Here is a 12,803-nt window from a genome sequence, read left to right on the forward strand (position 1 = left end):
GCGCGGATCAGGCCCCGCGGGGGCGGGTCAGCCCTGCGCACCCCGGATGAGATCGGAGGCGCGCTCGCCGATCAGCATCGTGGTGATGTTGGGGTTCACCGCGACCAGCTGCGGCATGACCGAGCCGTCCACGACCCGCAGGCCCTTGACGCCCTTGACCCGCAGCTGCGGGTCCAGCGGCGACATCTCGTCGTCGGCGGCGCCCATCCGCACCGTCCCGGCCGGGTGGTAGACGGTGTTGTGGGTCTTCGAGACGTAGTCGGCGATCTCCTCGTCGCTCTGCACGTCCTCGCCCGGGAACAGCTCCCGGCCGCGGTAGGCGTCCATCCCGGACTGGGCGACGATCTCGCGGGCTTTGCGGATGCCCGCGACGGCCACACGCATGTCGTGGCCGTCCTCGTCGGTGAAGTAGCGCGGATCGACCTTCGGCTTGTCGCGGTAGTCGATCGTGCGCAGGCGCACCGTGCCGCGGGAGCGCGCGTGGGTGACGTTCGGGGTCAGGGCGAAGGATTCCGGGGAGGTGGGATAGCCCTGGCGGCGGGTGTGCATGTCGAAGGGCACCGAGCCGTAGTGCATCATCAGGTCCGGCAGGTCCAGGCCCTCCTCGGTGGGGGTGAAGATCCCGATCTCCCACCACTGGGTGGACTCGCGCGTCATCTTCTGCGTCGACTCCCAGGAGATGACCGCCTCGGGGTGGTCCTGCAGGTTCGAGCCGACGCCGGGGGAGTCCACGCGCACCTCGATGCCCACCTCGCGCAGGTGATCGGCGGGGCCGATCCCGGAGAGCATCAGCAGCTTCGGCGAGTCGATCGCGCCGGCGGAGAGGATGACCTCCCTGCGGGCGTTCATGATCGAGGAGCGGTCGAAGGAGTTGTCGATGTACTCCACGCCCGTGGCCCGCTGGTCCTCGTCGAAGAGGACCTGCATGACCTGGTGCCCGGTGAGGACGTGCAGGTTCTCCCGGTCCCGGATCGGGTGGAGGTAGGAGACGGAGGAGGAGGCGCGGGTGCCGTCGGCCTGGCGGTTGACCTGGAACCAGTTCGCGCCGTTGACGACTGTGGAGAAGTCGTTGAAGCGGGCGCGGGGGATCCCGGCCTGCTCGCACGCGTCGAGCAGGGCGATGCCGAGCTTGTCGTCGGCCGGGGCGTCCATCAGCTCGACGGGGCCCTCGCTGCCGTGGCCGGCGCCCTCGCGGTCGCGGTTGTTCTCCAGCCGCTCGATGAGGGGGATCACGTCCTTCGAGCCCCAGCCCTCGGCACCGAGGCGCTCCCACAGGTCCATGTCCTCCGCCGGGGGGTGGAAGGCGATGCAGGAGTTGTGGGAGGAGCAGCCGCCCAGCACCTTCGCTCGGGCGTGGCGCATGAAGGAGTTGCCGTTCTCCTGCGGCTCGATCGGGTAGTCCCAGTCCAGCCCTGACTCCAGCAGCTCGGGCCAGCGCTTCAGCTGCAGCACCTCCTCGTGGTCGAGGTCGTGCGGGCCGGCCTCGAGCAGCGCCACCTCGAGGCTCGGGTCCTCGCTCAGGCGGGCGGCGACGACGGCTCCGGCGGAGCCGCCGCCGACCACGATGTAGTCGTACTCGGCGATGGGGTTCTCGGACGTGAGGTCCTTGCGGGTCATCTCTCCTGCTTCCTGATGAAGGGGACGGTGGGGACGGGCGAGGGGGCGCATGCTCCCGCGCACCGGACCGGGGCGCGCGGGAGCGAGCGCGGTGGCGGTCAGCCCTTGCGGGGGAACCAGCCGGAGGCGGCCGGCTCGGTGTTCTGGTAGATGTGCTTGGCCTCGGTGTACTCCTCGAGGCCGGAGGGGCCGAGCTCGCGCCCGAACCCGGACATCTTGAAGCCGCCCCACTCCGCCTGCGGCAGGTAGGGGTGGTAGTCGTTGATCCAGATCGTGCCGTGGCGCAGCGCGCGCGAGACCCGGTTCGCGGTGCCCGCGTCGGAGGTCCACACCGCGCCGGCCAGGCCGTACTCGGTGTGGTTGGCGATCTCGATCGCCTCCTGCTCGGTGGAGAAGGTCTCCACCGTGATCACCGGGCCGAAGCCCTCCTCGATCACGGCAGGGTTGTCCCGGGTGCAGCGGTCCAGCACCGTCGGGGCGTAGAAGAAGCCCTTCTCGTGCTCGGGGCCGCCCCAGTGGCCGCCGGTGCGCAGCCGCGCCCCGGCCTCGACGCCGCGCTTCACGTAGTCGGTGACCTTCTCGCGGTGGGCCTTCGAGATCAGCGGACCGGTCTCCGCGCTCTCGTCGAACGGGCCGCCCATGACGATGCCCTCGGCGCGGGCGACGAGGTCGTCGACGAACCGCTCGGCGATGGATTCGTGGATGATCAGACGCGTGCCCGCCGAGCACACCAGGCCCGAGTCGAGGAAGCCGGCGTTCAGCGCGTTGTCGAGCGCCGCCTCGTAGTCCGCGTCGGCGAAGACGACGTTGGGGTTCTTCCCGCCGAGCTCGAGGGCGACCTTCTTGATGCCCTTCGCGGCGGACTCGGCGATCTTCCGGCCGGTGACCAGGCCGCCCGTGAAGGAGACCAGGTCGATCTCCGGGTGGGAGGACAGCGGGGCGCCGACGGTGCCGCCGTCGCCGAGCACCAGGTTCGCCACGCCCTGGGGGAGCCCGAGCTCGTCGAGCACCTCCATCATCAGCATCGTGGTGTGCGGGGTGAGCTCGGCGGGCTTGATCACGAAGGCGTTGCCGGCCGCGAGGGCGGGCGCGATCTTCCACGCGCCCTGCAGCAGCGGGAAGTTCCACGGCGTGATCATGCCGCACACGCCGACGGGCTCGCGGACCACGCGGGAGATCACCGCGGCATCGCCCGCGTCGACCAGACGGCCCGGGTCCTGGTCGGCGATCTTCCCGAAGTAGCGGAAGCAGGAGGCGATGTCGTCCATGTCGCCCTCGGCCTCGACCAGGCGCTTGCCGGTGTCCTGCGCCTCGGCGCGGGCGAACTCGTCCTTCCGCTCGGCCAGGCGGTCCGCGACGCGCAGCAGGAAGTCGCCGCGCTGGGCGGCCGGGGTGCCGGACCACTCGCCGCGCTCGAAGGCGGCGCGGGCGGCGAGGATCGCGCGCTCGACGTCCTCGGCGCCGGCCTCGGAGACCACGCCCACCTCGGTGCCGTCGGCCGGACAGGTGATCGTGCGGGTCTCACCGGTGGAGGACGGCACCCAGGCGCCGTCGATGAACAGGGTCGCGGGGCTCTCAGTCATGGTTCTCCTTCGTCGTCCGCGCGGTGGCGGGGTCGGTGGGCTGGTCGGGCTGGGTCGCATCGGACCGGTGGTCCTCGCCCTGGGCGCCTTCGGGCTCGGCGTCGACGTGGTCGGCGTCGTCCCAGGTGTCCGGGGCGGTGACAGGGATCGTGCCGGTGGCGGTGCCGATCTCGTCGCTCATCGTCAGGTACATGATGTGAGCGTCGTAGGCGTCCAGGACGTCGCTGATGACCTGCTCCTTCGTGTACCCCATGATGTCGCGTCCGCGGGAGCCGGTGCGCGAGAAGATCTCGATGCGGTAGTAGACGTCCCGCACGGTGGAGAGGTTCGCGGCGAAGCTCGGCACCGAGTACGCGACCGGGTAGGCCTGGTACTTGAAGTCCTCGGCATGCGGGAACGAGACGACCAGGTCGATGTACGGCACGCCGTGGTCGGGATGCTCGCCGCGATGGCAGGAGACGTCCGCGCCGAGGGCGCGCAGCTCCGAGGCGACCTCCTCGACGGCGGGGGTCGCGACCTCCGCCACGAAGGCGCGGGCCCTGCCCTCGTCGGCGTAGGACATGCGGCCCCGCAGGCGCTGCTGCCACGGGACGCGGTCGTGGGACTCGCCGCCGCGCACCCGGGAGGTGAGCACGCCGGGCAGGGCCGCGGTGCGGGCGTCGAGGTCCATCTGCTCGGTGCGCAGCACCTTCCACAGGCTGAACATCACCAGGTACACCAGGATCGACAGCGGCAGGCCCACCACCACGGTCGCGGCCTGGAGGGTGTACACCCCGTCGATGAAGAGCATCACGAGGGTGAGCGCGCCGGTGATCACGGCCCATACGATCCGCAGCCAGGGCGGGCCGTCGGCGTCCGTGGTGGAGGCCTTCGAGGTCATGTTCGCCATCACCAGCGAGCCGGAGTCCGCGGAGGTGACGTAGAAGAACAATCCCGTCACCACGGCGAGCGAGACGGTGAAGAGCGCGCCCGGGTACTGCTCGAGCAGGTTGAAGAAGCCGGACTCGGGCTGGTTCACGGCGAGGTCGAGGAAGTCTCCGTCGCCTGCGAAGCTCAGCGCGGCGTTCCCGAAGATGGACACCCACAGCAGGATGAACGAGAAGGGGATCAGCAGCACGCCGACGACGAACTCGCGAAGGGTGCGGCCACGGGAGATGCGCGCCAGGAACAGGCTCACGAAGGGCGCCCAGGCGATCCACCACGCCCAGAAGAACAGGGTCCAGTCCGCCATCCACTGGTCGGAGGGGTAGTCGGCGGCGCCGTCGGTGTAGGCGAAGGTGTTCATCATCATCCCGGGGAAGCGGGAGAAGAAGTCGCCGATGTTCTGGACGAGGGCGTTGAGCAGCTGGTGGGTCTGCCCGGAGAAGAGCACCCACAGCATCAGTGCGATCGCCAGCAGCACGTTGAGCTCGGAGAGGCGACGGATGCCCTTGTCGACGCCGGAGACGGTGGAGACGATCGTGATGCCGACCGCGAGCGCCATCAGAGCGATCTGCACCGCGATCGAGTTCGGGATCCCGAACAGGGCGGAGAGCCCGTAGTTCAGGAACACCACGCCGATGCCGAGGGAGACGGAGATCCCGAAGATCGTGCCGATCGTCGAGCCGATCTCGGCGACATGGCCGACGGCGCCGTGGATGCGCCGGCCGAAGATCGGTGCGAGCGCCGAGCGGATCGACAGCGGCAGGTGGTAGCGATAGGCGAACAGGCCGAAGGCCATGCCCATCAGCGCGTACATCGCCCACCCGGGGATGCCGTAGTGGAAGATCGTCCAGATCGTCGCCATCCGGGCGGCCTCGTCGGAGCCGGGCGGCGCATCGGGTGGGGTGAGGATGTTCGTGGCCGGGCCCGAGATGCCGAAGAACATCAGGTCCACGCCGATGCCGGCCGCGAACAGCATCGCCGCCCAGGTGAAGAGGTTGTACTTCGGCACGGAATGATCCGGGCCCATCCGGGTGCGGCCCACGCGGGAGAGCGCCACGAGCAGCACGAAGACGACCACGATCGCGGCGGTCAGGACGTAGTACCAGCCGAAGTTCGTCGCGATCCAGGCCATCGAGCCGAAGATCGCGGTCTCGGCGGCTCCGGGCCAGATCGCGGCGAACAGCACGAACGCCACGATGATCACGGAGGTGCCGACGAAGACCGGCAGGTTCACGCGGGAGTGCGCGGGCCGAGCACCTCCCTCCTTCTGTGCGTTGGGGGCGGGCGGGGCCTCGGCCATCACGATCCTCTCGGTCGACGCTCGGGACAGGACCGCTCGCGGCACGAGCGATCGGGCGGGGAGATCCGGCTCGGCGAGCGAGGACCGCTGCTCCTGCGCGGACGCTGTCCCTGGCCGCCGACCGAGCACGACTCTAGGAACGGATTGTCGGATGCTCCAGTTCTATGGATGATTCGTGAGGAACCAGTCAGGCGGCTGCGCGGGATTGCCGGGATCGTCCCGGGATCGCCCTGACCTGCGCAGTGAGGCGGCAAGTGGACTCCCTCGTCCTGCGATGTCCGTGCGCTCCCCGGCCCGAGCGCGCCGTCGGGCCGGTGAGGAGGGTGGCCGCGCTCACGTCCGGGGGCGCAGGGAGGCGAGCATCGCGGGCAGGATCGCGACCGCGGCGCCGGCCAGGCACAGCACGCCGCCGAGCGCGGCGAGCGGCGGCGGCACCTCTCCGAGGATCGTCCAGGCGAGCACCACCGTGATCGCGGGGACGATCAGGGAGGAGGAGGTGAGCACCCCGGCCGGCGTGTGGGTGAGGGCGTAGCCCCACAGCAGGAAGGCGGCCGCGGTGGGCAGCACGCCCATGTACACGACCGCCGCGACCGCCGAGGCCGGGGCGCGGCCCAGCTCCGCGACGAGCTGCGGGGCGAAGGGCAGGCAGGCCAGCATCCCCGCCGTCATCCCGACGACGGTCATCGAGGTCGAGTCGATGCGGGCCAGCAGCGGCTTCTGCCCCAGCACGCTGCCGGCGTAGAGCACGGCCGCGAGCAGCCCGAGCACGAGCCCCGGTCCCTCCACGTGCCCTGTCGAGGTGGCCAGGGTGATCAGCCCGATCCCGCACAGCGCGATCACGACGCCGACGAGCAGCCGCAGGGACAGCCCCTCGCCGAGCAGCACGCCGGAGGCGACGGCCACGATCAGCGGCGCGAGGTTCACGAGCATCGCGGCGGTCGCGGGATCCAGGAACAGCTCCGAGGCGTTGAGCACCACCGAGTACACGCAGAACCAGGTCACGCCCCAGGCGAGCACGCCGGCCCATATCCTGCCGCTCCGCGGCGTCCGCACCTGCCCGGTCAGCACGAGCGGGAGCATCACCGCCGCCGCGGTCACCATCCGCAGCAGCGTCATCGCCCCGGGGGAGAGGTGCGCACCGGAGAAGCGGATGACGATGAAGGAGGACGCCCACAGCAGCATCACCGCGGCGGCGGCGAGCCAGGGCAGCGCCGGGCGGGACGGTGCGGTGGGGGCGACGGGGGAGGGCATGCCTCCATCGTGCTCCTCCGTCGGGCGCGAGGGCGAAACGCCGGCGCGGGTCTCACGGCTCGGTCGGCCCGCCCACAGGTCGGAACGCCCCGTCGGCGGGCGGCGCGGGCGTCCCGCCTGCTGTCGGGCGGTGCGGTCCGCTCAGCCGGCGGCGGCCTCGAGCCGGGCGACGTCGAGCTTCGTCTGCGTCATCATCTCGCGCGTCACCGCCTCGGCGTGCGGGCCCTGCAGCAGCTCGTTCAGCCGCTGCGGGATCACCTGCCAGGACAGGCCGAAGCGGTCCCGGCACCAGCCGCACTGCGACTCCGCGCCGCCGTCGGCGATCAGCGCCTCCCACAGCCGGTTGACCTCCTCCTGCGACTCGACGGTGAGCGTGATCGAGACCGCCTCCGACAGCGGGAAGGCGGGCCCGCCGTTCAGCAGCGTGTACGGCACGCCGCCGAGCACCAGGTCGACGGTGAGCGCCTGACCGGTCATATCGGGACCGTCCGGCGGGCCGCCGCCGGCCTCGTACTCGGTGCGCTGGAGGATCCGGGAGTCCTCGACGAGGGAGACGTAGAACTCGGCGGCCTCGTCGATGCGGCCGTCGAACCAGAGACAGGTGCCGATGGTGGTCATGGGGCTGCCCTCCTGCAGTGTCGGTGCTGCGGGTCGGTGCGGGCCGGCGGCCCGTCGTGCGCTCACAGTAGGCCCGCGCCGCCGCCGCAGGTAGGTCCGATCCTGCGCACTGCGGGGTCTGTCCTCCGCGGCGGGGCGGGTCTACTGTCCACGGCATGAGCATCCACATGGAGAACGTCGGAATCGCGGTGCGTGATCTCGAGGAGGCGATCGCCTTCTTCACAGACCTGGGCCTGACCGTGCTCGGGACCGACACCGTCCGCGGCGAGTGGGCATCGACCGCCGTGGGGCTGGACGGCAACCATGTGCGGATCGCGCTGCTCGGAGTGCCCGACGGGAGCGGGCAGCTGGAGCTGTTCGAGTACCTCCACCCCGAGGCGATCGAGACCGCCCCGACGCAGCCGCACGAGATCGGCATGCACCGCGTCGCCTTCCGGGTCGAGGACCTCGACGCGGCGCTCGAGATCGCGGCGCGTCACGGCTGCCATCCCCTGCGGGGCGTGGCGACCTACGAGGACGTCTACCGCCTGACCTATCTGCGCGGCCCGAGCGGGATCCTGGTCATGCTCGCCGAGCAGCTCGGCGGGACGGGGGACTGAGCCGGAGGGTCGGCGCCGGGCCGACGCGATCGGTGGAGCGGCCGACGGGACGCGGCACGGCGTGCCGTCGGGCTCGTCGCCCCTCAGGCGCTCGCCGGGGTCCAGCCGAGCGCCGGTCCGAGCCGAGTGGCGATGTCGGTGAGGATCTGCACGTAGTCCTCGTGGGTGAAGCTGAAGGGGAGCGCGAAGGCGACTTCGTCGACCTCGCGGAAGCCCTCGTGCGCCCACAGCTGCTCGGCGATCTCCTCGCTCGTGCCCACCAGGTCCGAGGCGAACATCATCCGGCGCGGACCCTGCGGGGTGCGGGTGCGCGGAAGGCGTTCGGCGGCATAGGCGCGGTAGCGCTCCGCCTGGTCGGTCGACGCCGAGTCGGTGGGGATCACGACCAGGCCCTGCGAGGCGCGGGTGCCGCCCGCGGCGCGGAAGGCGCGGATCTGTGCGGCCTGGACCGCGGCGAAGTCCGGCTCCTCGTCGGGGCCGGGGAAGAGGACGCTGGAGGAGAGCAGGTGCAGGCCGTGCTCCCCGGCCCAGACGGCGGAGTCGAGGGACCCGGCGCCGTACCAGAGCCGCTCTCGCAGACCGGGGGAGTGGGGCTCGACGCGGGAGGAGTACTCCTCGACCACGCCCTGCTTCCCCTCCAGCTCCCGCACCCGCTCGCCGGCGAGCAGGCCCGCGAGACGCTCCACCCTGGTCTTGGAGAAGTCCTCGACCTCGGCGGTGTCCGGGTAGAGGGCGTCCTTGACGGTGTCGTACTGCATCGGGGTGCCGACGCTGACGCCGGGATTGATCCGGCCGCCGGAGAGTACGTCGACGGTCGCGAGGTCCTCCGCGAGGCGCAGCGGGTTCTCCCAGCCCAGCGGCGTCACCGCGGTGCCCAGCTCGATCCGGGAGGTGCGCTGGCTCGCCGCGGCCATCACCGCGATCGGGGAGGAGATCCCGAACTGCAGGTGTCGGTGGCGCAGCCAGGCACTGTCGAGGCCGAGCTCCTCGCCGAGCTCGATGAGCGACAGGGTCGACTCGTGCCCGACCGCGGGATCGGCCGGATCGAACAGGCCGATGGTGAGGAAGCCGAGGCGGCGCAGGGGACGGGAGCGATCGGGCATCGAGGACCTTCCGGAGCAGGGCGCCCTGGGGCGCGGTGCGCTCATCGTAGCCAGCGACGCTCCCCGGTGATCAGCCGCGGTCGAGCAGACGCTCGAGCGGGATCGTGCCGTCCTGCCAGGGGGTCAGCAGCCACACCGCGAGATACGCGCCGACGCCGAGCACGGGCAGCAGGAAGGAGGCGAGCACGAGCAGGCGCATGAGCCACACGTTCAGACCGGTGAGCTCGGCGAGGCCGCCGGCGATGCCGCCGAGGATGCGCTGGGGGCCGCGGCGGAAGCGGAAGCCGCGGAGGGTGGCGAAGAAGGAGTTCATGCCCATGAGGCTAGGCCCGGCGGCGGCCCCTCGGCACTGGGGCTGGCCCCCGTCCTCGGCGCGGGATTCCCGCTCGTGTGCCGGGCGGCGGGGACGGGTCCGCAGCTCCCGGGTCCTCAGACGCGCGGAGCACGGCCGACCGGCTGCGTCGGCTCCGGCAGCAGCGGTGCGGCCTCCCGCAGCGGTGCTGTCACCGGGCGGCCCGGGCGCACGGTCCGCGGTGCGCCGTCGACGAGGACGTCCACGGGCTCCGTGCCCCGCAGCAGCGTCAGCGTCGTGCCGTCGCGCGTGGTCTCCACCTGCAGGAGCCGGCCGCGCCAGGTCAGGCGGTAGCGGAGGCGGCTCAGGGCCCGGGGCAGCAGCGGCGCGACCTCGAGCACCTCGTGATCCTCTCGCAGCCCGCCGAGCCCCGTGACCAGCGCCAGCCAGGACCCGCCGATGGAGGCCACGTGCAGGCCGTTCCGTGCATCGCCGTGCAGGTCCCGCAGGTCGGTCAGGGCGCTCTCGCGCAGGTAGCGGTGGGCGAGGTCCGGGTGCTGCGCGCGGGCGCAGACCACCGCCTGGGCGCTCGCCGACAGCGAGGAGTCCCGGACGGTGCGGGCCTCGTAGTAGGCCAGGTCGCGGGCGAGCTCCTCCTCGGTGAAGTCGTCCCGGCACCACCACAGGGCCTGGACCAGATCGGCCTGCTTGATCACCTGGCGGCGATAGATCGTCGAGTAGTGGTGATGCGCCTGGACGGGGTACGAGTCCTGCCGCTCGGCGAAGGGCCATTCCTGATAGGTGGTGAAGCCGGTGTTCGCCGGGTGCACCTGCTGGTGCGCGTCCCACGGGACGTGCGTGTGCTCGGCCGCCTCGCGCCATCGCGCCGTCTCCTCGTCCGTCACGCCGAGCTCCGCGGCGCGCAGGGGCAGCAGGGCGCAGGCGTCGGCGGCGCGCAGCAGGTTGCGGCGGGCCATGAGGTTGGTGAAGACGTTGTCGTCGACCACCCCGGTGTACTCGTCCGGGCCGGTCATCCCGAACAGGTGCCATCCGCCCTCGGCATCGACGTGCCCCGCCGAGAGCCACAGCCGCGCCGTCTCCACCAGCACCTCGAGACCTCCCGCCGCGTCCGGTCCCTCACCGGTCACGTTGCCGTGGAGCCAGAAGGCTCGGGAGACCGAGGCGTTGACGTGCATCGCCGCGGTGCTGGCCGGCCAGTACGCGGAGGTCTCGTGCCCGTCGATGGTGCGCCACGCGAAGCTCGCCCCGCGCAGGTTCAGCACCTCGGCCCGTTCCTTCGCGGCCTCCAGGGTCGATCGGCGCCACCGCAGCAGCCGCTCCGCGGAGTCCGGCACGAGCAGCGACAGGGCGGGCACGACGAACCCCTCGATGTCCCAGAAGGTGTGGCCGCTGTACCCCAGACCCGTCAGGCCCTTCCCGCCCAGCGGCGCCCCCTCGAGACAGGCGGTGGAGGTGAACAGGGTGAAGAGGGCGAAGCGCAGGGCCTGCTGGAGCTCGTCGTCCCCCTCGACCTCGACGTCGACGGTCTCCCACAGCTCGTCCAGCACCTCGCGCTGCGCATCGGCCAGCGCATCCCATCCCCGGTCGAGGCCTGAATCGACGACCGCCCGGGCCTCCTCGCGCAGTGAACCCGGCGAGCCGTCCTGCGCCCACGCGTAGCCCGAGTGCTTCTCGATCTCCAGCGTCCCTCCGACGTCGAGCGCGGCGGTGATCGTGGTGACGACGTGGTCGTCGGTGACGGCCTCGGAGGAGACCGTGCGGGCGCCGCGGACCCGGTGCTGGGTCGCGGTCGCCACCTCGATGCCCGAGCGATGGGTGCGGGCGGTCAGCACGCCGCCGGTCTCGTCGCAGTCCCGCGCGAGGATGTCGAAGGGGTCGTCGAGCGCTTCACCGACCCGGGGGTCGTCGTTCTGCACCGCCGGCGGTCGCTCCCCGAGCGCCAGCTCCGAGCGCACCACGACGTGGGCGGCGCCGTCCAGGGCACGCAGCCGGTAGCGCACCGTGCACAGCGAGCGCTCCCGCAGGGACACCAGGCGCTGCGTGCGCAGCTCCAGGCGCGCCCCGGCAGGCGTGCGCCAGACCAGGCGCCGCTCGAGGACCCCGGTGCGCAGCGACAGGACGCGCTCGTGGACCTCCGGGTCGAGGGCGCGCACGTCCAGCGGCACGCCGTCGACCGTCAGCCGCAGCGCGCTCGCATCGGAGACCGCCACCATCGCCTGGCCGTGCTCGGGATGGCCGTACCCGCCCTCCGGATAGGACAGGGGGTGGAGCTCGTGCACCCCCGCGAGGAAGGTGCCGCGCACGGCATGGGGCTCGACCTCGTCGAGCGTGCCGCGGATCCCGAGGTGGCCGTTGGAGAGGCTGAAGACCGTCTCGCTGACGCCGAGACCGTCCACGTCGACGGCCGCTTCGCGGATCTGCCAGGGGTCGATCTCGAACGTCGGGGTCGTCGCGGGCATCGGTCCCTCCTCCTGGTCCGGGGTGCTCCTCATGCGCTGCGCAGCCGGGGCAGCACGCTCTCCCCGAAGGCCTCCAGGAAGGGTCTCTGCTCCTGGCCGACATGGTGCAGGTACAGCTCGTCGAAGCCGAGGTCGGCGAGCTCGTGGAGCCGTTCGGTGAGCTCGCCGAGGTCGGCGGAGACCAGGACGGCCTCGCGCAGCTGCTCGTCGCCGACGCCGCGCTCGGTCACCGCGTCGTAGGTCGCGACCCGCAGGTCGGTGGAGGCGGGGGAGGGGAGCACGTTGGAGCGCCACTGGTCGTGCGCCAGGGCGAGTGCCTCCGCCTGGGTCGGAGCCCAGGAGAGATGGACCTGGAGGATCCGACGCGGGGCACCGCCGGCATCCGCCCAGCGCGTGAGCATCTCCCTCAGATGGGCGGGGTCCTGGTTGATGGTCGCGAGCCCGTCGGCCCAGCGCGCTCCGCGCACCGCCGTCTCCACGCAGATCGCGGGCGCGATCAGCGCGGGGCGCGGCGAGGGGGCCTCCCAGATGGTGGCCTCCTCGACGGTGACCAGGCCGTCGTGCGAGACCGTCTCCCCGTCGAGCAGGCGCGCGATGATCCCGACGCACTCCTCGAGCCGCTGCTGCCGGACCTCCTTGCGCGGCCAGCCCTGCCCGGTGACGTGCTCGTTGGCGAACTGCCCGGTGCCCAGCGCGGTCCAGAACCGGCCCGGGAACATCTGCCCCAGGGTGGCGATCGCCTGGGCCACGATCGCGGGATGGTAGCGCTGTCCGGGTGCGGTGACCGTGCCGAAGCTCAGCGAGGTGGTGGCCAGCGCCGCGCCGAGCCAGGGCCAGGCCATCCCGGCGTGTCCCTGGCGCCGCGACCACGGCTCGAGATGGTCCGAGCACATGACCGCCTCGAAGCCGGCCTGCTCGGCCAGCTGGACGTCCGCCAGCAGCTGCCGCGGCGAGATCTGCTCGTGGGAGGCGTGGAAGCCGTACACCGTCATGTGGTCGTTCCTAGCAGAGCGCGGCATGGCCGGGGTAGTTCCTC

The 12,803-nt window shown here is 71.8% G+C and carries 10 protein-coding genes; 1 reads left to right on the forward strand and 9 read right to left on the reverse strand.

The features are described 5' to 3' along the window. Window positions 1-27 precede the first annotated feature (27 nt). From DEU31_RS04945 to DEU31_RS04965, 5 genes are all read right to left on the reverse strand, one after another. On the reverse strand, window positions 28-1,617 hold the full coding sequence (locus tag DEU31_RS04945) for a GMC family oxidoreductase N-terminal domain-containing protein (protein WP_133676111.1): 1,590 nt from the start codon (window positions 1,615-1,617) through the stop codon (window positions 28-30). A gap of 98 nt (window positions 1,618-1,715) precedes the next feature. Then, window positions 1,716-3,200 (reverse strand): aldehyde dehydrogenase family protein, encoded by a 1,485-nt coding sequence (locus DEU31_RS04950; protein WP_133676113.1) that lies wholly within the window; start codon window positions 3,198-3,200, stop codon window positions 1,716-1,718. Next, window positions 3,193-5,424 (reverse strand): choline BCCT transporter BetT, encoded by a 2,232-nt coding sequence (betT, locus tag DEU31_RS04955; RefSeq protein WP_133676115.1) that lies wholly within the window; start codon window positions 5,422-5,424, stop codon window positions 3,193-3,195. The genes DEU31_RS04950 and betT overlap by 8 nt, the downstream gene beginning before the upstream one ends. A 333-nt stretch (window positions 5,425-5,757) precedes the next feature. Then, window positions 5,758-6,675 carry a DMT family transporter gene (locus DEU31_RS04960; protein ID WP_133676116.1) on the reverse strand — a complete coding sequence of 306 codons (918 nt, stop codon included), beginning with the start codon at window positions 6,673-6,675 and terminating at the stop codon, window positions 5,758-5,760. Between the two features lie 141 nt (window positions 6,676-6,816). Further along, a complete protein-coding gene (locus DEU31_RS04965) occupies window positions 6,817-7,293 on the reverse strand; it encodes a VOC family protein (RefSeq protein ID WP_133676118.1) in 477 nt (158 codons plus the stop codon). Window positions 7,294-7,448: 155 nt separating this feature from the next. On the opposite strand from DEU31_RS04965, the gene DEU31_RS04970 reads away from it, so the two are divergent. Then, window positions 7,449-7,892, forward strand: a complete 444-nt coding sequence (locus DEU31_RS04970) for a VOC family protein (protein ID WP_133676120.1) — start codon at window positions 7,449-7,451, stop codon at window positions 7,890-7,892. 83 nt (window positions 7,893-7,975) lie between these two features. Here the strand turns inward: DEU31_RS04970 and DEU31_RS04975 are convergent, their stop codons facing one another. The 4 genes from DEU31_RS04975 to DEU31_RS04990 form a co-directional block, all read right to left on the reverse strand. Further along, entirely contained in the window at window positions 7,976-8,995 is a 1,020-nt protein-coding gene (locus DEU31_RS04975) for an LLM class flavin-dependent oxidoreductase (protein ID WP_133676122.1), read from the reverse strand. A gap of 70 nt (window positions 8,996-9,065) precedes the next feature. Beyond that, on the reverse strand, window positions 9,066-9,308 hold the full coding sequence (locus DEU31_RS04980; RefSeq protein WP_029360345.1) for a PspC domain-containing protein: 243 nt from the start codon (window positions 9,306-9,308) through the stop codon (window positions 9,066-9,068). Between the two features lie 116 nt (window positions 9,309-9,424). Next, on the reverse strand, window positions 9,425-11,767 hold the full coding sequence (locus tag DEU31_RS04985) for a glycosyl hydrolase family 65 protein (protein ID WP_133676124.1): 2,343 nt from the start codon (window positions 11,765-11,767) through the stop codon (window positions 9,425-9,427). A 29-nt stretch (window positions 11,768-11,796) separates the two neighbouring features. After that, window positions 11,797-12,759 carry a TIGR03885 family FMN-dependent LLM class oxidoreductase gene (locus DEU31_RS04990; RefSeq protein ID WP_010550217.1) on the reverse strand — a complete coding sequence of 321 codons (963 nt, stop codon included), beginning with the start codon at window positions 12,757-12,759 and terminating at the stop codon, window positions 11,797-11,799. Between the last annotated feature and the right edge of the window lie 44 nt (window positions 12,760-12,803).

Source organism: Brachybacterium sp. AG952, assembly GCF_004362645.1.
Classification (GTDB): domain Bacteria; phylum Actinomycetota; class Actinomycetes; order Actinomycetales; family Dermabacteraceae; genus Brachybacterium; species Brachybacterium conglomeratum.